8 protein-coding genes, 4 tRNA genes, 4 rRNA genes and 9 pseudogenes are annotated in these 22,415 nt (G+C 52.4%); 17 read left to right on the forward strand and 8 right to left on the reverse strand.

Annotated elements, in window-relative coordinates; translation table 11 throughout:
• Positions 1-70: 70 nt before the first annotated feature.
• Positions 71-499: pseudogene (locus AACL06_RS02960) on the reverse strand (IS5/IS1182 family transposase); the annotation flags it as partial.
• Complete coding sequence (locus tag AACL06_RS02965) at positions 438-569, reverse strand: hypothetical protein (RefSeq protein ID WP_339037796.1); 132 nt, start codon at positions 567-569, stop codon at positions 438-440. The pseudogene AACL06_RS02960 and the gene AACL06_RS02965, both read right to left, overlap by 62 nt.
• A gap of 172 nt (positions 570-741) precedes the next feature.
• Here AACL06_RS02965 and murI point away from each other — a divergent pair, with 172 nt between their 5' ends.
• The 14 genes and pseudogenes from murI to fbaA all read left to right on the forward strand — a co-directional run bounded on the left by murI (position 742) and on the right by fbaA (position 13,991).
• Complete coding sequence (murI, locus tag AACL06_RS02970; protein WP_425336935.1) at positions 742-1,560, forward strand: glutamate racemase; 819 nt, start codon at positions 742-744, stop codon at positions 1,558-1,560.
• 387 nt (positions 1,561-1,947) lie between these two features.
• Positions 1,948-3,490, forward strand: a 16S ribosomal RNA gene (locus tag AACL06_RS02975).
• 73 nt (positions 3,491-3,563) lie between these two features.
• Positions 3,564-3,640: transfer RNA gene (locus tag AACL06_RS02980), tRNA-Ile, on the forward strand.
• 117 nt (positions 3,641-3,757) lie between these two features.
• Positions 3,758-3,833 (forward strand) — tRNA-Ala (locus AACL06_RS02985).
• 211 nt (positions 3,834-4,044) lie between these two features.
• Positions 4,045-6,951 (forward strand): 23S ribosomal RNA (locus AACL06_RS02990).
• Between the two features lie 105 nt (positions 6,952-7,056).
• Positions 7,057-7,173: ribosomal RNA gene (rrf, locus tag AACL06_RS02995) — 5S ribosomal RNA — on the forward strand.
• 24 nt (positions 7,174-7,197) lie between these two features.
• A tRNA-Thr gene (locus tag AACL06_RS03000) sits at positions 7,198-7,273 on the forward strand.
• A gap of 39 nt (positions 7,274-7,312) precedes the next feature.
• Positions 7,313-7,428, forward strand: a 5S ribosomal RNA gene (gene rrf / locus AACL06_RS03005).
• Together the 16S, 23S and 5S rRNA genes with 4 tRNA genes alongside form the textbook arrangement of a ribosomal RNA operon.
• A gap of 99 nt (positions 7,429-7,527) precedes the next feature.
• A tRNA-Asp gene (locus AACL06_RS03010) sits at positions 7,528-7,601 on the forward strand.
• A gap of 255 nt (positions 7,602-7,856) precedes the next feature.
• The gene (locus AACL06_RS03015) at positions 7,857-8,009 is read left to right on the forward strand and encodes a hypothetical protein (RefSeq protein WP_339037800.1); all 153 of its coding nucleotides are present in this window, start codon (positions 7,857-7,859) and stop codon (positions 8,007-8,009) included.
• Positions 8,010-8,065: 56 nt separating this feature from the next.
• Positions 8,066-8,578 (forward strand): annotated as a pseudogene (locus tag AACL06_RS03020) (arginase family protein); the annotation flags it as partial.
• 61 nt (positions 8,579-8,639) lie between these two features.
• The gene (gene tkt, locus AACL06_RS03025) at positions 8,640-10,634 is read left to right on the forward strand and encodes a transketolase (protein WP_339037802.1); all 1,995 of its coding nucleotides are present in this window, start codon (positions 8,640-8,642) and stop codon (positions 10,632-10,634) included.
• A gap of 969 nt (positions 10,635-11,603) precedes the next feature.
• Positions 11,604-12,767 (forward strand): phosphoglycerate kinase, encoded by a 1,164-nt coding sequence (gene pgk, locus AACL06_RS03035; protein WP_339037804.1) that lies wholly within the window; start codon positions 11,604-11,606, stop codon positions 12,765-12,767.
• A 144-nt stretch (positions 12,768-12,911) separates the two neighbouring features.
• The gene (fbaA, locus tag AACL06_RS03040; protein ID WP_339037806.1) at positions 12,912-13,991 is read left to right on the forward strand and encodes a class II fructose-bisphosphate aldolase; all 1,080 of its coding nucleotides are present in this window, start codon (positions 12,912-12,914) and stop codon (positions 13,989-13,991) included.
• A 55-nt stretch (positions 13,992-14,046) separates the two neighbouring features.
• Here the strand turns inward: fbaA and AACL06_RS03045 are convergent.
• Positions 14,047-14,636: pseudogene (locus AACL06_RS03045) on the reverse strand (DUF1345 domain-containing protein).
• Between the two features lie 286 nt (positions 14,637-14,922).
• On the opposite strand from AACL06_RS03045, the pseudogene AACL06_RS03050 reads away from it, so the two are divergent.
• Positions 14,923-15,618: pseudogene (locus AACL06_RS03050) on the forward strand (mechanosensitive ion channel family protein); the annotation flags it as partial.
• A gap of 151 nt (positions 15,619-15,769) precedes the next feature.
• Positions 15,770-16,451 (forward strand): annotated as a pseudogene (locus tag AACL06_RS03055) (SIMPL domain-containing protein).
• Positions 16,452-16,491: 40 nt separating this feature from the next.
• Here AACL06_RS03055 and AACL06_RS03060 read toward each other — a convergent pair.
• The 4 genes and pseudogenes from AACL06_RS03060 to AACL06_RS03075 form a co-directional block, all read right to left on the reverse strand.
• A pseudogene (locus tag AACL06_RS03060) lies at positions 16,492-17,284 on the reverse strand (LysR family transcriptional regulator ArgP).
• A 20-nt stretch (positions 17,285-17,304) separates the two neighbouring features.
• Entirely contained in the window at positions 17,305-17,457 is a 153-nt protein-coding gene (locus AACL06_RS03065) for a hypothetical protein (RefSeq protein ID WP_339037808.1), read from the reverse strand.
• Positions 17,441-18,340, reverse strand: a pseudogene (locus AACL06_RS03070) (IS5 family transposase). The gene AACL06_RS03065 and the pseudogene AACL06_RS03070 overlap by 17 nt, the downstream one beginning before the upstream one ends.
• Positions 18,273-18,434, reverse strand: a complete 162-nt coding sequence (locus AACL06_RS03075; protein WP_339037810.1) for a hypothetical protein — start codon at positions 18,432-18,434, stop codon at positions 18,273-18,275. The pseudogene AACL06_RS03070 and the gene AACL06_RS03075 overlap by 68 nt, the downstream one beginning before the upstream one ends.
• A 148-nt stretch (positions 18,435-18,582) precedes the next feature.
• On the opposite strand from AACL06_RS03075, the pseudogene uvrA reads away from it, so the two are divergent.
• A pseudogene (uvrA, locus tag AACL06_RS03080) lies at positions 18,583-21,114 on the forward strand (excinuclease ABC subunit UvrA); the annotation flags it as partial.
• Here the strand turns inward: uvrA and AACL06_RS03090 are convergent.
• A pseudogene (locus AACL06_RS03090) lies at positions 21,095-22,270 on the reverse strand (amino acid aminotransferase). The pseudogenes uvrA and AACL06_RS03090 sit on opposite strands and share 20 nt — an antisense overlap.
• Positions 22,271-22,415 lie beyond the last annotated feature (145 nt).

The raw sequence follows: 22,415 nt of genomic DNA on the forward strand, positions 1-22,415 counted from the left end.
ATCTGATAGTTCGTGGGGCTTTGTTGAATAAATCGGATTGGGAATAAAGAGTCCCCTGAATGGGCATTTTTCAGCCAAGGCGTACACTTTCTGGCATACCGGCGAGCGTCATCTTGTTTAATGCACAGATCATGGCCATCGCCTCTGCAATTTGCGCATCATAATCTCGCAACGACAGGTGACCACCAAATAGCTGTTTTACTCTGTACCTCGCTGTTGCCGCTATCGAACATCAGTGGTAGCCTGTCATACTTTTCTACCGTGTGTTGTCTCCGGTAAGGCGCTGGTTCGCCACCGCTTGATTTCGCTCTGCATAGTCTGCCGACCAATAACGGGCTCCGCTTCTGGGCGGTATTAACGCCTTGAGCTTCTTGCCCCTTAACTCATCATGACTCACTCGCGTATCCTAAGCTCCATCCGCAGAGGCGACTTTGATTTTACGGTACGTCTGGCGGATAGTACCAAGCGTGAAGTGCAGTTTCATCCACCCAGAAAGTGAGTGAACCCCGAGTGATAAGGGCGTTGTTGTAAGCCTTACAGTTGGTGATATTGAACTTTTGCTGGGCCACGGAATGTCGCTATTTTGACAGAAGGAGAGTGATCTGATCCTCGTGCCGGCCAAAAGTTCGATTTATTCAATAAAGCCAGTTCGTGGTAGAATTGCTAACCTGTTTGATAAAAATCATGAGACGGCTTATGGCTACGTTACGCCAGGCAAGAAATACTACCTCACAGGAAGCGATACTTGCTAACAGTACCGCAACTCCCCGCCCGACTGTGCTGGTATTTGACTCTGGCGTTGGCGGGTTGTCGGTGTATCAGGAGGTTCGGAAACTGCTGCCTGAGCTCCACTATATATACACCTTTGATAATGTGGCTTTCCCTTATGGCGAGAAATCTGAAGAGTTTATTGTTGAACGTGTGCTGGAGATTACCAGCGCAGTGCAACAACGCCATCCTATTTTCATGGTGATTATCGCCTGTAATACCGCTAGTACCATTTCCCTATCGGCATTGCGCGAACGCTTCAGTTTCCCGGTTGTGGGTGTTGTACCTGCCATCAAACCCGCCGCCTGTCTTACAGCCAACGGTATCGTTGGCTTGCTGGCCACGCTAGGCACTGTTCAACGCAGTTATACCCACGAATTGATCGCCCGCTTCGCTACTGACTGCAAAATCGAACTGCTGGGTTCTTCTGAATTGGTGGAATTGGCGGAAGCTAAGCTGCATGGTGAAACCGTACCGCTGGTAACGTTGAAGAAGATCCTGCATCGGTGGCTGAAGATGAGCGAGCCGCCCGATACCGTAGTGCTGGGTTGTACCCATTTCCCATTATTAGCAGAAGAACTGACACTTATACTGCCTGAAGGTACCCAGCTGGTGGATTCCAGTGCCGCTATTGCCCGTCGAACTGCCTGGCTTATTTCGACGCAGGAAAATTTATTATCAACTCAAGAAGACAATCTGGCGTATTGCATGGCACTAGATGAAAATACTGATGCTTTATTGCCCATTTTACATAGATATGGTTTCAAAAAATTGGAGGCACTGCCGCTTTAGCGGGTTTTTGGTTAAACATTAAACGGTTGATAAAATTTTAAAAAATACCTGTTGCGGCCTGCCGAGAACGCCCTATAATGCGCCCCCACTGACCCGGTATTTCGGCAGCTACGCCGCCGGATCAGCAAGGGAAAAGCCAAAATAATGGCTTGACTCTTCAGAGGGAAAGCGTAGTGTACGCCACCCCAAGCTTGCCGCTGTGCTGCGGCTGACCCACCGCTCTTTAACAATTTATCAGACAATCTGTGTGGGCACTCCACAAGACAATATCCCGTCCTTCCTTTCTGGGACGAAAAAATATCAAGTCTTGAAGAGTGACTAACTGAAGTAAAATTCATGCAGTAAATCTTTGAGCAGCGCTTCACACGTTGAAGCATATCAAGCTTTCAATTGAAGAGTTTGATCATGGCTCAGATTAAACGCTGGCGGCAGGCCTAACACATGCAAGTCGAGCGGTAGCACAAGAGAGCTTGCTCTCTGGGTGACGAGCGGCGGACGGGTGAGTAATGTTTGGGAAACTGCCTGATGGTGGGGGATAACTAGTGGAAACGGTAGCTAATACCGCATAATGTCGCAAGACCAAAGTGGGGGACCTTCGGGCCTCACGCCATCAGATGTGCCCAGATGGGATTAGCTGTTAGGTGGGGTAATGGCTCACCTAGGCGACGATCCCTAGCTGGTCTGAGAGGATGACCAGCCACACTGGAACTGAGACACGGTCCAGACTCCTACGGGAGGCAGCAGTGGGGAATATTGCACAATGGGCGCAAGCCTGATGCAGCCATGCCGCGTGTGTGAAGAAGGCCTTCGGGTTGTAAAGCACTTTCAGCGAGGAGGAAGGGTAATGTGTTAATAAGACATTGCATTGACGTTACTCGCAGAAGAAGCACCGGCTAACTCCGTGCCAGCAGCCGCGGTAATACGGAGGGTGCAAGCGTTAATCGGAATTACTGGGCGTAAAGCGCACGCAGGCGGTTTGTTAAGTCAGATGTGAAATCCCCGCGCTCAACGTGGGAACGGCATTTGAGACTGGCAAGCTAGAGTCTTGTAGAGGGGGGTAGAATTCCAGGTGTAGCGGTGAAATGCGTAGATATCTGGAGGAATACCGGTGGCGAAAGCGGCCCCCTGGACAAAGACTGACGCTCAGGTGCGAAAGCGTGGGGAGCAAACAGGATTAGATACCCTGGTAGTCCACGCCGTAAACGATGTCGATTTGGAGGTTGCGCCCTGGAGGGGTAACTTCCGTAGCTAACGCGTTAAATCGACCGCCTGGGGAGTACGGCCGCAAGGTTAAAACTCAAATGAATTGACGGGGGCCCGCACAAGCGGTGGAGCATGTGGTTTAATTCGATGCAACGCGAAGAACCTTACCTACTCTTGACATCCAGAGAACTCTCCAGAGATGGAGGGGCGCCTTCGGGAGCTCTGAGACAGGTGCTGCATGGCTGTCGTCAGCTCGTGTTGTGAAATGTTGGGTTAAGTCCCGCAACGAGCGCAACCCTTATCCTTTGTTGCCAGCGATTAAAGTCGGGAACTCAAAGGAGACTGCCGGTGATAAACCGGAGGAAGGCGGGGATGACGTCAAGTCATCATGGCCCTTACGAGTAGGGCTACACACGTGCTACAATGGCGTATACAAAGAGAAGCGACCTCGCGAGAGCAAGCGGACCTCACAAAGTACGTCGTAGTCCGGATTGGAGTCTGCAACTCGACTCCATGAAGTCGGAATCGCTAGTAATCGTAGATCAGAATGCTGCGGTGAATACGTTCCCGGGCCTTGTACACACCGCCCGTCACACCATGGGAGTGGGTTGCAAAAGAAGTAGGTAGCTTAACCTTCGGGAGGGCGCTTACCACTTTGTGATTCATAACTGGGGTGAAGTCGTAACAAGGTAACCGTAGGGGAACCTGCGGTTGGATCACCTCCTTACCGAAAGATATTGACTTGTGTGGCGTGCTCACACAGATTGTCTGATGAAAGTAGCGAGCAGAAATACCTTAATAGGCTTGTAGCTCAGGTGGTTAGAGCGCACCCCTGATAAGGGTGAGGTCGGTGGTTCAAGTCCACTCAGGCCTACCACTTCTCTTCTATGCTGCGTCATGGTAGCGCTCACATATTTAAATATGCGTCGCAACACCATACCTTGCCTAGAAAAAAAGAAGCTTTGATCTCAAAAGTCTCTACAAGTTACTGTACGGGGCTATAGCTCAGCTGGGAGAGCGCCTGCCTTGCACGCAGGAGGTCAGCGGTTCGATCCCGCTTAGCTCCACCATAAAGTCCGAGTGTGGTGCTTCACTACTTCAGAGCGTACTGGCAACAGTATGCTCTGAAGTACTTTGCTCTTTAACAATCTGGAACAAGCTGAAAATTGAAAAATGACGGCTGAAACTTATCCCCTGCATAGATGTATTGGGGTAAGGGTCAAGTTGTCATAGTGATACTCACCTGTTTGCAATGCGAAGTGAGACACCTTCGGGTTGTAAGGTTAAGTGACTAAGCGTACACGGTGGATGCCTAGGCAGTCAGAGGCGATGAAGGGCGTGCTAATCTGCGAAAAGCGTCGGTAAGGTGATATAAACCGTTATAGTCGGCGATACCCGAATGGGGAAACCCAGTGTGATACGTCACACTATCGTTAAGTGAATACATAGCTTGACGAGGCGAACCGGGGGAACTGAAACATCTAAGTACCCCGAGGAAAAGAAATCAACCGAGATCCCCCCAGTAGCGGCGAGCGAACGGGGGCCAGCCCAGAACCTGAATCAGTGGGTGTGTTAGTGGAAGCAGCTGGAAAGTCGCGCAGTAAAGGGTGATAGCCCCGTACACTAAAATGCACTGGCTGTGAGTTCGATAAGTAGGGCGGGACACGTGACATCCTGTCTGAATATGGGGGGACCATCCTCCAAGGCTAAATACTCCTGACTGACCGATAGTGAACCAGTACCGTGAGGGAAAGGCGAAAAGAACCCCAGTGAGGGGAGTGAAAGAGAACCTGAAACCGTGTACGTACAAGCAGTAGGAGCACCGTTAAGGTGTGACTGCGTACCTTTTGTATAATGGGTCAGCGACTTATATTTTGTAGCAAGGTTAACCGCATAGGGGAGCCGTAGGGAAACCGAGTCTTAACTGGGCGAAAAGTTGCAAGGTATAGACCCGAAACCCGGTGATCTAGCCATGGGCAGGTTGAAGGTTGGGTAACACCACCTGGAGGACCGAACCGACTAATGTTGAAAAATTAGCGGATGACCTGTGGCTGGGGGTGAAAGGCCAATCAAACCGGGAGATAGCTGGTTCTCCCCGAAAGCTATTTAGGTAGCGCCTCATGAATTCATCTTCGGGGGTAGAGCACTGTTTCGGCTAGGGGGCCATCCCGGCTTACCAACCCGATGCAAACTGCGAATACCGAAGCATGTTATCATGGGAGACACACGGCGGGTGCTAACGTCCGTCGTGAAGAGGGAAACAACCCAGACCGCCAGCTAAGGTCCCAAAGTCATGGTTAAGTGGGAAACGATGTGGGAAGGCCCAGACAGCCAGGATGTTGGCTTAGAAGCAGCCATCATTGAAAGAAAGCGTAGTAGCTCACTGGTCGAGTCGGCCTGCGCGGAAGATGTAACGGGGCTAAACCATGCACCGAAGCTGCGGCAGTGGCGCTGATGCGCTGTTGGGTAGGGGAGCGTTCTGTAAGCCGTTGAAGGTGTCCTGTAAGGGGTGCTGGAGGTATCAGAAGTGCGAATGCTGACATAAGTAACGATAAAGCGGGTGAAAAACCCGCTCGCCGGAAGACCAAGGGTTCCTGTCCAACGTTAATCAGGGCAGGGTGAGTCGACCCCTAAGGCGAGGCTGAAAAGCGTAGTCGATGGGTAACAGGTTAATATTCCTGTACTGAGAGTGACTGCGAAGGGGGGACGGAGAAGGCTAGGCAGGCCGGGCGACGGTTGTCCCGGTTTAAGCGTGTAGGGGGAGTTCTGGGTAAATCCAGAATGCCATAAAACCTGAGGCGCGATGACGATGCACCTCGGTGCAGAAGCTGTTGATGCCCTGCTTCCAGGAAAAGCCTCTAAGCATCAGGTCACTTTTAATCGTACCCCAAACCGACACAGGTGGTCAGGTAGAGAATACCAAGGCGCTTGAGAGAACTCGGGTGAAGGAACTAGGCAAAATAGTGCCGTAACTTCGGGAGAAGGCACGCTGGCATGTAGGTGAATTCCGTATCGGAGGGAGCTGAAGCCAGTCGCAGAGACCAGCTGGCTGCAACTGTTTAATAAAAACACAGCACTGTGCCAACACGAAAGTAGACGTATACGGTGTGACGCCTGCCCGGTGCTGGAAGGTTAATTGATGGGGTTAGCCGCAAGGCGAAGCTCTTGAACGAAGCCCCAGTAAACGGCGGCCGTAACTATAACGGTCCTAAGGTAGCGAAATTCCTTGTCGGGTAAGTTCCGACCTGCACGAATGGCGTAATGATGGCCAGGCTGTCTCCACCCGAGACTCAGTGAAATTGAACTCGCTGTGAAGATGCAGTGTACCCGCGGCAAGACGGAAAGACCCCGTGAACCTTTACTATAGCTTGACACTGAACATGAAGCCTTGATGTGTAGGATAGGTGGGAGGCAGTGAATCGTAGACGCCAGTCTGCGAGGAGCCACCCTTGAAATACCACCCTTTAATGTTTGATGTTCTAACTTTGCCCCGTGACCCGGGGTGAGGACAGTGTCTGGTGGGTAGTTTGACTGGGGCGGTCTCCTCCCAAAGAGTAACGGAGGAGCACGAAGGTCAGCTAATCACGGTCGGACATCGTGAGGTTAGTGCAAAGGCATAAGCTGGCTTGACTGCGAGAGTGACGGCTCGAGCAGGTACGAAAGTAGGTCTTAGTGATCCGGTGGTTCTGAATGGAAGGGCCATCGCTCAACGGATAAAAGGTACTCCGGGGATAACAGGCTGATACCGCCCAAGAGTTCATATCGACGGCGGTGTTTGGCACCTCGATGTCGGCTCATCACATCCTGGGGCTGAAGTAGGTCCCAAGGGTATGGCTGTTCGCCATTTAAAGTGGTACGCGAGCTGGGTTTAGAACGTCGTGAGACAGTTCGGTCCCTATCTGCCGTGGGCGTTGGAAGATTGAGAGGGTTTGCTCCTAGTACGAGAGGACCGGAGTGAACGCACCGCTGGTGTTCGGGTTGTTATGCCAATGGCATTGCCCGGTAGCTAAGTGCGGAACAGATAAGCGCTGAAAGCATCTAAGCGCGAAACTGGCCTCGAGATGAGTCTTCCCTGGGTCTGAGAGGTCCCTGAAGGCACGTTTAAGACGAAGACGTGGATAGGCTGGGTGTGTAAGAGCAGCGATGCTTTGAGCTAACCAGTACTAATGAGCCGTGAGGCTTAACCTTACAACACCGAAGGTGTGTTAGAGGCAGGGGTAGGTTATTTTCAGCAAGTTCCGAGATTGGTTCTGGTGGTTACGTCAGTAACGGCCGAGAATAAAACAGACTTTGCCTGGCGGCGATAGCGCGGTGGCCCCACCTGAATACCATGCCGAACTCAGCAGTGAAACGCCGTAGCGCCGATGGTAGTGTGGGGCCTCCCCATGTGAGAGTAGGACACTGCCAAGCATCAAATAAGGTAGAGTGTAGTGTGCTGATATGGCTCAGTTGGTAGAGCGCACCCTTGGTAAGGGTGAGGTCCCCAGTTCGACTCTGGGTATCAGCACCACTTTATTTAAGATAGATAGTAATTCGGTAAAAAAATGTGCATGGTGGCGATAGCGCGGTGGTCCCAGCTGACTCCATACCAAACTCAGCAGTGAAACGCCGTAGCGCCGATGGTAGTGTGGGGCCTCCCCATGCGAGAGTAGGACACTGCTAGGCACCAAATAAACGTTATCAGTATCACCAATTATGCAAGCAAAATAGGCCAAGTCGATTTTGCTTGCATCACGATATGCAACGAAACGAAAAGAATCGGCAGAGCGGCAGTTTAGTTAGCCAGAATACTTGCCTGTCAAGCAGGGGGGTCGCGGGTTTGAGTCCCGTCCGTTCCGCCTTACCTATTCCGGGATGTTCCTACACATCATATGGATGAATGAAAACCGTAGTGCTGTCATAGGCATACGGCTTTTTTTTGTCTCTATGATACATCCCGGAATAGAGGAGTATCCGGCGAAAAATAGCCTACGCGGCGCTGGAAAGAGAAATTTAGTAGGCTATTTTGGTTTTGTGGCTGAGAAAGGGTTGCGGATACGGGTTATTACACCATTCCCGTCGTTTAGCTTTTAACGACAACCAAGGAGTGGACGATGACCGCAACACACCACATGCTTTCTACCGTCGCAGTACAAACAGTAAAACCCGCCGACAAAGATTATGAACTTCCTGATGGACACAGCCTGATGTTTTCCATCATGTCAACGCCAATTATTGCGGGTATAAATCTCTTTCCGTCTGGCTAACGAAGTGTGAGGATTTTGTAACTGCTTGCTAAAATTGAGGGTTTACTATGAGCACCTTGAGCACCTTAGGTTATGAGTTCGATAATTCTTTAGTGTCCAACGCCTTTGGTTTCTTGTGCTTTCCGCTGAATTTCATGCCTTACGACTGTAATGCAGAGTGGGTCATCACCGGTATTTCATTTGACATGGCTATTTCTGGCCGTACCGGTGGTCGCCATGGCCCAGTGGCGATCCGTCAGGTCTCCACCAACCTTGCCCGGTAAGGTAACCGCTGGCCGTGGCATTTCGATCTGCGTGATTGTCTGAATGTGGTTGACTGTGGCGATATCGTGTTCAACTTCGGTGACGCTCAGGATATGAGCGACAAATTACAAGCACACGCAGAAAAACTGCTGATGTCCGGCAAGCACATGCTTTCTTTCGGCGGCGATCATTTCGTCACGCTGCCGTTGCTGAGCGCTCACGCTAAGCATGTCGGAAAGCTGGCGTTGGTACATTTTGACGCCCACACTGACACTTACGCCAATGGCAGCAAATATGACCACGGCACCATGTTCTTCCATGCGCCGAATGCAGAGTCTGAGAAAATAGGAAACTTGACTGCTTTTTTAATCCGATTTGGAGTAAAACATGTCCTCTCGTAAAGAGCTTGCCAACGCCATCCGCGCACTCAGCATGGACGCCGTACAAAAAGCAAATTCCGGCCATCCGGGGGCACCTATGGGGATGGCGGATATCGCTGAAGTGCTGTGGCTTGACTACCTAAACCACAACCCGACTAACCCGCTCTGGGCTGATCGCGATCGTTTTGTGTTGTCCAACGGTCACGGCTCCATGTTGATTTACAGCCTGCTGCACCTTACTGGCTATGACCTGCCGATGAGCGAGCTGAAAAACTTTCGCCAACTTCACTCCAAAACACCAGGCCACCCGGAATACGGCTATACTCCTGGCGTCGAAACCACCACCGGCCCACTCGGCCAAGGTATCGCCAACGCCGTGGGTTTTGCCATTGCCGAACGCACGTTGGGCGCGCAGTTCAATCGCCCAGGTCAGAACATCGTTGACCACCGCACTTACGCTTTTATGGGCGACGGCTGCATGATGGAAGGTATCTCACACGAAGTTTGTTCGCTGGCCGGTACGTTGAAGCTTGGCAAGTTGACTGCCTTTTACGATGATAATGGCATATCCATTGATGGCCACGTCGATGGCTGGTTCACTGAGAATACTGCCGAGCGCTTTGAAGCTTATGGCTGGCATGTAGTGAGTAACGTCGACGGCCACAACCCGGACGCCATCAAGGCGGCGATTGAAGAAGCTCGCAGGTTCACCGACAAACCATCACTGCTGATGTGCAAAACCATCATCGGTTTCGGTTCACCGAACAAAGCGGGTAGCCATGACGTGCATGGTGCTGCGCTAGGTGCTGCTGAAGTGGCTGCGACCCGCGAACAGCTTGGCTGGAAATATGCCGCCTTCGAAATTCCGCAGGATATCTACGCCCAATGGGATGCGAAAGACGCTGGTCAGGCCAAAGAAGCTGCCTGGAATGATCGCTTCGCCGCTTACGCTAAAGCTTTCCCTGAGTTGGCTACTGAGTTCAAGCGCCGCATAAACGGCGAACTACCGGCTCACTGGCACGCCAAGGCGAAGGCATTCGTAGAAGGGTTACAAGCCAACCCGGCCAACATCGCCAGCCGCAAGGCGTCACAGAACGCGCTGGAAACCTACGGCAAGCTGCTACCGGAATTCCTCGGCGGTTCCGCTGATCTGGCACCGAGCAACCTAACCATGTGGTCCGGTTCTAAACCGCTGAACGTTGACCCTGCGGGCAACTACATTCACTACGGCGTGCGCGAATTCGGCATGACTGCCATCACCAACGGCATCGCGCTGCACGGTGGCTTCCTGCCGTACTCAGCGACCTTCCTGATGTTTGTTGAATATGCCCGCAACGCGGTGCGCATGGCGGCGCTGATGAAATTGCACAACCTATTCGTATACACCCATGACTCAATCGGCCTGGGGGAAGACGGCCCGACTCACCAGCCGGTAGAGCAGTTGGCCAGCTTACGTGTGACTCCAAACATGAGCACCTGGCGTCCATGTGATCAGGTGGAATCAGCGATTGCCTGGCAGTACGGCATCGAGCGCAACGATGGTCCGACAACGCTGGTGTTCTCGCGCCAGAATTTGGCCCAGCAGCCGCGTACCGCAGAGCAGTTGGCGAACGTGTACCGTGGCGGCTACGTGCTGAAGGATTGCACTGGCACGCCGGAAGTTATCTTGATTGCCACCGGCTCGGAAGTAGGCATCACGGTGGAAGCGGCGGACAAACTGACAGCAGCTGGCCACAAAGTGCGCGTGGTGTCAATGCCCTCGACCGATGTGTTCGACAAGCAGAATGCCGCCTACCGTGAATCGGTACTGCCAGCGGCGGCGAAGGCTCGCGTGGCGGTGGAGGCGGGTATTGCGGATTACTGGTACAAGTACGTGGGTCTGAATGGTGTCATCGTCGGTATGACCACCTTCGGTGAGTCAGCGCAAGCAGAGCAGCTATTTAAAGAGTTCGGCTTCACCGTGGATAACGTGGTGGCTAAGGCGCAGGCACTGCTGAAGTAAAGTGCCATCGCATTACCCATGACAACGCCTGGCAATGCCGTTGAGTTAAGGCGCCCCTTAATCTACGCCACTATAACGGCTTCCATATTAAGGGAGCCGTTTTTTTATCCGCACCGCTAATCTTTCCCACCACCGCCTTGAGCCAAAATCTGAGCCAGATCATCTTAGAGCCTATCCCATTAGGCTGTTTTATTTGCCATTTATGGCCCTGGGCAGTGCTTACCATCCTCACGAACTCCTTGTATGATGCGGTTGTTGCGTGCTGTCCGTGTGCCGACTGGTTGAAACAATGCATGCCTACTGGGATAGGCTATTATTCTGGTAAAACGCAGCTTCGGCTGCTCAGCGTATTTGCTGCGTCTGTTCCTTTTACAAACACTTTGGTTTATGCTCGGCTGAAGCGTTTCAGTTCGTGTGCTATACAGCAGAAGCGCCAGGGTGGCGGCGGTGATATCCTGACGAACAGAATAAATCAGGCAGGTACCGTTTGCCCATGCGGGTAGCAACGACTGCACACCACTTTCGTGTTTGGTGCCAACTAGCAGGCAGCGCATAATGCACCCCCATTGTATTATTCCCTTGATCAAACTCTCAGTGGGTTAGTGGGGGCCTACAGTATCGAGGCGGGTACCGTGACTATCGAACACTCCGCCATGAACGATCAGCAGGCGGTATAAGTCTATCACCGGAACTTGTGGCGTAACAGCAGGCGGATCTTTTCCTGATATAGTTGATTAGACGCAATGGCTAAGACCAATGAGTCCTGATTGGTTTTAACCTTGACCCGCACTGCGCAGTACGGTTGTCGATGGTATAAGCCCCGGTTAAGGTTTGGGCTAAGTGTGATAAGGAATAGGGCTTTGCCAAAGGGTGCTGGATAAAACACGGGCAATGGCCGCTTGCATCAGCACTAGCTGGTGCGCTACTCAGGCAACGTTATAGAGAATCAACAAAAATAGAGGTTTCACTATGTCTATAATTAAGATGTCCGATTTGGATCTGGCGGGTAAACGCATTCTGATCCGTTCCGATCTCAACGTACCAGTGAAAGACGGTAAAGTGACTTCCGATGCACGTATTCGTGCCTCCTTGCCTACTATTGAAGCTGCGCTGAAACAAGGCGCTCGCGTAATGGTAACTTCCCACTTGGGGCGTCCTAATGAAGGTGAATACAACGAAGAACTCTCCCTGCTGCCAGTGGTCAATTACCTGAAATGGCATCTGAAATCGCCGGTACGTCTGACGAAGGATTATCTGGATGGCGTGGACGTCGCAGAAGGCGAGTTGGTGGTATTGGAAAACGTCCGTTTCAACAAGGGTGAGAAAAAAGACGACGAAACCCTGTCGAAGAAATATGCGGCACTGTGTGACGTGTATGTGATGGACGCTTTCGGCACTGCACATCGCGCACAGGCCTCTACCCACGGAGTGGGCAAATTCGCCCCGGTAGCCTGTGCTGGCCCGCTGCTATCTGCCGAGTTGGAAGCGCTGGGCAAGGCGCTGGGCAACCCGACTCGACCGATGGTCGCTATCGCTGGCGGCTCTAAAGTCTCCACCAAACTGACGGTGCTGGACTCGCTGTCCAAAATCGCCGATCAGTTGATCGTCGGTGGCGGCATCGCCAACACCTTCGTGGCGGCACAGGGTAACAATGTAGGCCAGTCCCTGTATGAGCCGGATCTAATCCCAAATGCGCAGAACCTTCTGAAAACCTGTGATATTCCGGTACCAACCGATATACGCGTAGCGACTGAGTTCTCTGAAACTGCCGCAGCCACCGTGAAGCAAGCCAACGAGATCAAGGATAATGAGCAAATTCTGGATATGGGTGATGTCTCTGCTGAGCGCCTAGCCGTTATCCTGAAGAACGCCAAAACCATTCTTTGGAATGGCCCAGTCGGCGTATTCGAGTTCCCTAATTTCCGTAAGGGAACCGAGATCGTCGCCCGTGCAATTGCTGATAGCGCAGCCTTTTCTATCGCGGGTGGCGGCGACACTTTGGCAGCAATTGATCTGTTCGGTATCGCTGACAAAATTTCCTATATTTCCACTGGCGGTGGCGCTTTCCTCGAATTTGTTGAAGGGAAGCCATTGCCAGCGGTTGTGATGCTGGAAGAACGTGCTAAGCAGTAATTCAGGCAATGGGAGGCGGAATGCCCGTTGGTATTATAATGCGCGGTAACGGCAGCACGGCGTGAAAAAAATCGATTTACCTCTACCTTATGTCTATAGCGGATAAAACTTATGTCTATAGCCGATAAAACAGGGCAAAGTCACATGTCTAGAATTTTTGATTTCGTAAAACCAGGTGTCATCACCGGCGATGACGTTCAGAAAGTATTCGCAGTAGCCAAAGAGAATAACTTTGCGCTGCCAGCAGTGAATTGCGTGGGTACTGACTCCATCAACGCGGTATTGGAAACAGCAGCGAAAGTGTGTGCACCGGTGATCGTGCAGTTTTCTAACGGCGGTGCCGCGTTTATCGCTGGCAAAGGCGTTAAGACGGATGTTCCACAGGTGGCCGCGATCCTGGGGGCAATCTCCGGGGCGCATCATGTCCACCTAATGGCTGAGCATTACGGCGTGCCGGTTATTCTGCACACCGACCATTGTGCCAAGAAACTACTGCCATGGTTGGATGGCCTACTTGACGCTGGCGAGAAAAATTTCGCCGCGACTGGCAAACCGTTGTTCTCTTCCCACATGATCGACTTGTCTGAAAAATCCCTAGAAGAAAACATCGCGATTTGCAGCCAGTATCTGGCTCGCATGGCGAAGATCGGCATGACATTGGAAATCGAACTGGGCTGTACCGGCGGTGAAGAAGATGGCGTCGATAACAGCCATATGGATGCATCCGCGCTATACACCCAGCCGGAAGACGTGGCTTATGCCTACGAAAAAATGCACGCAATCAGTCCACGTTTCACCATCGCCGCTTCGTTCGGCAACGTGCATGGCGTGTACAAGTTAGGTAACGTCAAACTGACTCCGACTATCCTGCGTGATTCTCAGGACTACGTATCCAAGAAATACCACCTGCCGCACAACAGCTTGAACTTTGTGTTCCACGGCGGTTCCGGCTCTACCAACGCAGAAATCAAAGAGTCCGTCAGCTACGGTGTGATCAAGATGAATATTGATACCGACACCCAATGGGCGACTTGGGATGGCATCTTACAGTATTACAAAGCCAACGAAGCTTACCTACAAAGTCAACTGGGCAACCCCGAAGGTGCTGATCAGCCGAACAAAAAATATTATGATCCACGTGTATGGCTGCATGCAGCACAGACCAACATGGTGGCTCGTTTGGAGCAGGCTTTCAAAGATTTGAATGCGGTAGACGTTCTTTGAGTTTCGGCTAACTGTTTCAAAACATACCAGGCTCCCTAATGGGAGCCTGTTTTTTTCAGCCCAATAGACCGGCACCAACGTTAATTGATAGCCCCAGAATCGCCATATTGAACACGAAGGAGATCACCGAATTCAGCAGAGTGATCTTCCGTACCTCTACCTTGCCGAATGCCACATCGGCTGTTTGTAACGCCACCGCGATGGTGAACGAGAAATAGGCGAAGTCTAGATAGGTCGGTTCGGTAAGGTTGCCGGGAAACAGCAGTGGCAATGGGGCTTGTGACGCACTCCGGCAGTAAAATTGATGGGCGTAATGAATGGTAAAGGCGGTTGGCAGCAGTAGCCAAGATACCGACAATGTGGTGCCGGTCAACGCTAGATGCAGGGTTTTCAGCGAGTTGCTGGCTTGTTTGGCGATGCTCTGTTCAAACAGAATCGCTAGTGTGCTGACCAGACAACTAATGCTGACCAGCGCCAACACTATGCTGGCGCTTTCATCCTGCGTGCGGGCGTGCTTTCGCCAGAGAAACAGCAAGTCAAGCCAAGCGAGCACGTTCCAACCGATCATCTCATCAGCCTTTGCAGCAGCGAAAACTGTAAAGGTAGTAGCAGTGCGCACAGCAGTCCTGCGACAACAGAGAACAGTAGTCTAGGCCTAACCTGCCATTAGTGCCGAAATGAGGAACGGATATGCATGGTGGATGAGTTCCTAGTCTTAAAAAAATGCGAGTGCTGTTTTAGCATAGAAGAAACAAGCCATAGTTACGGTTATTTTTAACGCTTACGGTTGGCCTTAGTTAACCTTAGAGGGTGGTTTCCGGCTGGCATCCTAGACTCGTTGTCTTTCAAGCTGCAATTTGAAATCCTTTGGGTCGGTGTCGGCATACTTTTGCGCATTTATCCCTACAGGGACAGAGATAGGACGACACGAATGAAAGATTTGAATGTATTAGACGGCCTGCACGGTGCGGGAGATTGGTTGGTGAATAACCAGGACTTGTTGATCCAGTACGCGGTGAACATTGTCGCCGCTATTGCTATCCTGGTCATAGGTTCGATCGCCGCACGCGTGGCCAGCAATATGGTAAACCGCGTGTGAAGTTCGTGGCATTGATACCACGATCGCGGGCTTCCTGTCGGCGCTGGTGCGCTACGGTGTGCTGTCATTCACCTTTCGCGGTGTTGGGGCGTGTAGGCGTGTAGACCACATCGATGATCGCTTTGCTGGTTGCCGCTGGTTTGGCTGTTGGTTTGGCGCTGCCAGGTTTGCTGTCCAACTTTGCTGCTGGCGTGTTGCTGGTGATCTTCCGTCCACTGCGTGTAGGTGAATACGTTGATCTGGGCGGCGTGGCCGGCACCGGCGATAACAAAATCACTGTAGTGCCCAACGGTAAAGTCATCGCTGGCAATATTATTAACTACTCACGTGAGCCGAACCGCCGTGTAGATATCGTAGTGGGTGTAGGCTACCACGCCGATATCGACTTGGTGAAGAAAGTACTGGGCGATGTGATTGCTGCCGACAAGCGCATATCTGCATGCCAAGGGCGTGATTGTGCGTCTGAACTAAATGGCACCATCCTCGCTGAACTCTATCACCCGTTCATGGACTACCACCGCAGAGTATTAGAACGTGTACTTCGATCTGATGGAAAATTTCAAGCGCGCGCTGGATGCCAACAACATCAATTGTATCTTAACGCAGACGCGAAAGTGGAGTAAGCAGCAGGGGGCCTCAGTTCCATTTTTGTTGGTACAGCTTGTTATAAGGAGACAATGTGAAGCTTACAACATTGACTATGGCCGAATTGGTTGGATGGGGAACCTTGCCGCTGGCATTGTCGGCAGCTGAAGTGCCAGAAGGCTCACTTCTGGCACCGCCAACGTGGAGGCGATACCTGATTGGCGATCGAAGTCAGCGCATCCTCCAAAGACGCAGTACAGGCCAAGTAGCAGGTGGGTGAGCGCGTAGCGTAATACGTCGATTTCTTACAGAAAAATAACATCAAGAAGCAAGATATCAGTGCTGCCAATCTGTGTACCCAACTGGAATACGATTACCTGAAAACCTGCGAGTCGGTGTTGAAAGGTTACCGTGCCGTGCGCCAGGTTCAGGTTACATTGCGTCAATTAGATAAGCTGAATGCGCTACTGGATGGTGCACTGAAAGCAGGCCTGAATGAGATCCGCGCGGTTGAATTGGGTGTTGCCCAGCCGGGTGTCTATCGTGAGCAAGCAGGCCAGCAGGCCGCCTCGCTGTTGAAGGGCTTTAACGCTAAATTGTGGCCGGTTTACAGCAATCGCTATCATGTGGTTAACGACCAGCCGATGCCGATGATACGCATGTACAAAGCAGATGAGGGAAGCGACGTAGCTCACACCTATGAACAGCAAAGCATTCACTTTGACCATCAGGCAGTTGTGGTATTCAAATTGCAGCGTAACGCCGCCGCGCAGTAGCAGTAAAGGCAAAAAGGCTCGCCGCAGAGAACCTTGTCGTCTAATCCTGGCGCAGCACTCGGCTCCCGTGATCTACCAGTGCATCGGTCACTTTGCGCATCATGCGACTTTCCGGCGCAAAGCGATGCCAAAACAGCATGCGGCGCTGGTACAGTCCCGGAGTTAGATCGATCAACTCGCCTGACTCAAGTTTTTTCTCAAAGTTCGAAGTTCTGCTGTAGGAAAACCTGATGCATATCGTCGAGATGGTCGAATGCCACTACCGGTGATTTCAGTAAGTCGGAGCGGGTGACGCCGTTAGGGAAATAACGTTCGGCGAAGCCCTTTGAGGCGACAAAAAAATAGTCTAACGCGCCGAAGCGATCCACCAGGCAGCTTGGTAGTGGCTGCGGTTGAATACTTACCGCCCCCACCACTTCGCCTCGGCGTAGCCGCTCTTGGGTGCGTGTTTCATCTTCCACTTGCAGGTTCAGGCGGATGGGCGAAGTCGCGAGTACCGGTTTCAATGCTGGTAGCAGCCAAGTAGCCAGACTGTCGGCGTTGACCGCCAACGACAGCAGCAGGGGGGCATCGATGCCAGTGTCGTTGCCCAGCCACTCCTCTTCCAACAGTTCTACCTGATGCAACAGTGCCAGCAGCTTTTGCCCCTGTTCGGTAGAGCGTGGCGGCACAGTACGCACCAACAGCGGCTGGCCGAACAGATTTTCCAGTTGTTTAATGCGTTGGGATACCGCTGATTGCGTGATACAAATCTTTTGTGCGGTGCGCTCAAAGCCGCGCTCACGGATCACCGCGTCCAGCGCTTGCAGCGTTCGATAGTCTGGGCGTTTCATCGGAAAAGATATCTCTTAAATTAAATCGATATCGGCACACTATGCCACATTTTGCGCGTTGCGTAGGGGTAAAAATCGTAGGAGTAGTTTGCCGTTGGGTGGGCGTTGTTGAATAAATCGGATTTGGAATAAAAGAGTCCCGTGAATGGGCAACTTTCAGGCAAGGCGTACACTTTCAGGCATACCGGCGAGCGTCATCTTGTTTAATGCACAGATCATGGCCAGCGCCTCTGCAACTTGCCCATCATAATATCGCAGCGACAGGTGACCACCAAATAGCTGTTTTACTCTGTACCTCGCTGTTGCCGCTATCGAACGTCGGTGGTAGCCTGTGATACTTTTCCACCGTGTGTTGTCTCCGGTAACGCGCTGGTTCGCCACCGCTTGATTTCGTTCTGCATACTGCCGACCAATAACGGGCTCGCTTCTCGGCGGTATTAACACCTTGAGCTTCTTGCCCCTTAACTCATCATCACACACTCGCGTATCCTAAGCCCGATCCGCCGAGGCGACTTTGATTTTACGGTACCTCTGACGGATGAGACCTGGGAAGGCTTCGGTATCGGTGACATTGCTCAAGGAAAGGTCAGCACAGATGACCTCATGTGTTTCTGTATCTACGGCCAAATGTAGTTTTCGCCAGATCCGCCGTTTTTCCTGACCGTGTTTTTTTACCTTCCACTCCCCTTAACCCAACACGTTGAGCCCGCTAGAGTCGATAACGAGGTGCGCAATTTCACCCGGCGTTGCGGTTTTAAACGGGACATGGCCGGACTTCGCCCGCTTACTGATGCAGGTGTCGTCCGGGCAGTTCAACGGCACTTTGATCAGTGTGACAATGGAGTCGACAAAGCCCTGTAGGGCGCGAAGTGTCAGGCCTAAAATCCGTTTCAGCATCAATACGCTGGTGATTGCCATATCGGAATAATGTGGTGGGCGACCACGCAGAGAAGGTTTTGCCTCGCAGTACCAGGCGTGAAGTGCCGTTTCATCCCCCCAGCAAGTGAGTGAATCCCGAGTGATAAGGGCGTTGTTGTAAGCCTTCCAGTTGGTGATGTTGAACTTTTGCTGGGCCACGGAATGTCGCTATGTTGACAGAAGGAGAGTGATCTGATCCTCGTCCCGGACAAATGTTCGATTTATTCAACAACGCCTCGTATACTGGATATTAACTCAGTTTTTTGTGTCATAATTATGCGTTGCGTAATGGTGCTGTGCTGTTTTTTGCGAGTTTGATCACTAAACCGCTGACAAGAATTGCTGGCAGGTACGGTATATCATCAAGACGGGAAGTGTATATGGAAAATATCGAAGTTCGTGGTGCTCGAACGCATAATCTCAAAAACATCAACCTGATTATCCCACGTGACAAGCTGATCGTCGTCACCGGTTTATCTGGTTCCGGCAAATCCTCGCTGGCTTTTGATACGCTGTATGCCGAAGGGCAGCGCCGCTACGTTGAGTCGCTTTCCGCCTATGCACGCCAGTTCCTTTCGCTCATGGAAAAACCGGACGTCGACCACATTAAAGGTTTATCACCAGCGATCTCCATTGAGCAGAAATCCACCTTGCATAACCCAAGATCCACCGTCGGCACCATTACCGAGATTCATGACTACTTGCGCCTACTGTTCGCTCGTGTTGGTGAACCACGCTGCCCGGAACACCACACGCCACTGGCAGCGCAATCCGTCAGCCAAATGGTCGATAACGTGCTCAACCAACCGGAAGGCACGCGTCTGATGCTGTTGGCCCCGGTGGTGAAAGACCGCAAGGGCGAGCACACCAAAACGCTGGAAACCCTCGCCACTCAGGGCTATATCCGCGCCCTCATCGATGGCGAGGTGTGCGAACTTTCCGATCCACTGAAGCTGGAGTTGCAAAAGAAGCACACTATCGAAGTGGTAGTTGATCGCTTCAAGGTGCGTGAAGACCTGGCGCAGCGCCTGGCGGAATCGTTCGAGACCGCGCTGGAGCTGTCCGGCGGCACTGCACTGGTGGCTAATATGGACAGTGAAAAGGCCGAAGAGCTGCTATTCTCCGCCAATTTTGCCTGCCAGATATGTGGCTATAGCATGCGCGAGCTGGAACCACGCCTGTTCTCGTTCAACAACCCAGCCGGTGCCTGCCCGACCTGCGATGGCCTGGGCGTGCAGCAGTTCTTTGATCCAGAGCGCGTGGTGCAGAACCCAGAGCTTTCTTTAGCTGGCGGTGCGATCCGTGGTTGGGATCGCCGTAATTTCTACTACTTCCAGATATTGCGATCGTTAGCGGAACACTATGAATTCGACGTCGAAGCACCGTTCAACAGCCTGAGCAATAAGGTGCAGAAAGCAGTGCTGAGCGGCTCCGGCAAAGATTCAATCGAATTCAAATACATCAACGATCGCGGTGATACCACCGTACGCTGCCATTCGTTTGAAGGCGTGCTGAACAACATGGATCGCCGCTACAAAGAGACTGAATCCAGCGCGGTACGAGAAGAGCTAGCCAAGTTTATCAGCAACCGCCCGTGCACCTCGTGCCATGGCACCCGTCTGCGAGAAGAAGCGCGCAACGTATTCGTCGAAGATACCACGCTACCAGAAATCTCCGAGCTGAGCATCGGCCATGCGCTAACCTTCTTCCGGGATATGAAGCTCATCGGCCAACCCGCCAAGATCGCTGAGAACGTGCTGAAAGAGATCGGCGATCGCCTGAAATTCTTGGTCAACATGGGGCTAAACTATCTGTCGCTGTCACGCTCGGCGGAAACGCTGTCCGGTGGCGAGGCACAGCGTATCCGCTTGGCAAGCCAGATCGGCGCTGGCCTGGTGGGCGTGATGTACGTGCTGGATGAACCGTCGATCGGCCTGCATCAGCGCGACAACGAACGCCTGCTGTAAACCCTGATCCACCTTCGCAACCTGGGCAATACAGTGATCGTAGTAGAGCACGACGAAGACGCCATTCGCGCCGCCGACCATGTGATCGACATCGGCCCCGGCGCTGGCGTGCACGGTGGTCAGATCGTGGCGGAAGGCAGCGTGGAAGCGATCATGGCACAGCCGTACTCACTAACTGGCCAGTTCCTCAGCGGCAAGCGCGAAATCACCATACCGCAGCAGCGCGTACCGGCCGACCCGACTAAAGTATTAAAGCTGAGCAGCGCGTGTGGTAACAACCTGAAGGGGGTAACGCTGACGCTGCCAGTCGGCCTGTTTATCTGCATTACCGGGGTTTCCGGCTCAGGTAAATCAACGTTGATCAACGATACGCTGTTCCCGATCGTCCAACGCCAGCTCAACGGTGCCACCATCATCGAATCTGCGCCATTTCGCGAAGTAACCGGCCTGGAGCATTTCGATAAGGTGATCGATATCGATCAAAGCCCGATCGGCCGTACCCCGCGCTCTAACCCAGCCACCTACACCGGCATCTTCACGCCGGTGCGCGAGCTGCTCGCTGGTGTACCTGAGTCACGCAGCCGTGGCTACAACCCTGGCCGCTTCAGCTTTAACGTCAAAGGTGGCCGCTGCGAAGCCTGCCAGGGTGATGGCGTGATCAAAGTGGAGATGCACTTTCTGCCAGATATCTACGTGCCGTGCGACCAGTGTAAAGGCAAGCGCTATAACCGCGAGACGCTGGAAGTAAAGTACAAGGGCAAGAATATCCACGAAGTGCTGGAGATGACTATCGAGGAAGCGCACAATTTCTTCGATGCCGTACCAGCGCTAGCGCGCAAGTTGCAAACCCTGATCAATGTTGGCCTGTCGTATATCCGTCTCGGCCAGTCGGCCACCACCTTGTCCGGAGGTGAGGCGCAGCGCGTCAAGCTGGCACGCGAGCTGTGGCTATAAAATGCACGTTGTTATGGTTCAAGCCAGCCACGCACATGCGACCATTGTGGATCAGGTAAACTCAGAACTCTTCGCGCAGGCGATCAACCTGCGCTGCGCTGAGGCCTGTGTAGCTAAACATACCGCACTGCTCCAGCAGATAATCGAAATTGTGCTGCGGGAGTACGCCTTTCAGTGCTTCCGCCAGCGTTTTACGCATATCAAGGATGCGGATGCACATGCTTGCCACTTCATTCTGCCACTAAGCTTTCAGTGGCGCGTCGTTCAACACTTTGGCCACCACCTGTGCACCAAAACTCGGCGGACTGGAGTAGTTACGGCGCACGGTAGCCTTAAGCTGGCCCAGCACACGGCTGGCAGCCTCTCGGCTTTCGTACACCACTGAAAGCCCACCGACGCGTTTGCCATACAGCGAGAAGATTTTCGAGAACGAATTGCTTACCAAGCACGGCAGACCGGCGGTGGCGATGGCACGGCAGGCGTAGGCATCTTGATCCATGCCAACGCCAAAGTCCAGGAACGGGATCAGTGCGCGGTCAGCGATCACCTTGATTACATCATCCCATTGGACGGTGGTCAGATCAGAGAAGGTCGGGTTGTGGCAACAAGGGTGCAGTAGCACAATGCGGTGTCTTGGCAACTGTTTCAATGCGCCCAGCATGGCGTCGAACTTTACGCCCAGGCTACCAGTGTTGAAGTACGGGTAAGTGTTCACCTTGAAGCCAGCACCGCTGAAGATAGCGACATGGTTTTCCCATGTCGGATCGCTGACACACACTTGTGAATTAGGGAAATAGCTTTTCAAGAAATCTGCCCCTACCTTCAACGCACCGGAACCGCCAACGGTCTGAATGGTTGCGATTCGCTCCTGATGCAACATTGGGTGCTGCAAGCCAAACAGCAACTGCTGGACAGCTGTGCGATATGGCTGTAGACCTTCCATCGGTAAATATAATGATGCGTAGTGTTCGACACGGCTCAACTGCGCTTGCGCTGCGGCGACTACCTGTATCTGCGGAATAATGCCTTGCTTATTGTGGTATAGGACGATGCTCAGGTTCACCTTGTGCGCACGGTGATCTTATTTAAACTTTTCCATTAGCGACAAGATAGGGTCACCATCATAAACCTCAACGTTATGGAACACAGATTATTTTCCTAGATTATCGCGGTTTAGGTACAGCGTAACGCCGCAAAATCGCGTTCGATTTTAGCTTAATCCGCGCATATGGCAAAGGCGCTTCTCTCAATCTGATTGTGCGCGTGATGAGGTAAGAGGGAGGCGCATCAGT

The organism is Serratia symbiotica (Periphyllus acericola) (assembly GCF_964019515.1).
Classification (GTDB): Bacteria; Pseudomonadota; Gammaproteobacteria; order Enterobacterales; family Enterobacteriaceae; genus Serratia; species Serratia symbiotica_D.

Coding starts and splice junctions, on each gene's coding strand:
- AACL06_RS03015 (WP_339037800.1), top strand. CDS start 7,857: ATGACCGCAACACACCACATGCTTTCTACCGTCGCAGTACAAACAGTA.
- tkt (WP_339037802.1), top strand. CDS start 8,640: ATGTCCTCTCGTAAAGAGCTTGCCAACGCCATCCGCGCACTCAGCATG.
- pgk (WP_339037804.1), top strand. CDS start 11,604: ATGTCTATAATTAAGATGTCCGATTTGGATCTGGCGGGTAAACGCATT.
- fbaA (WP_339037806.1), top strand. CDS start 12,912: ATGTCTAGAATTTTTGATTTCGTAAAACCAGGTGTCATCACCGGCGAT.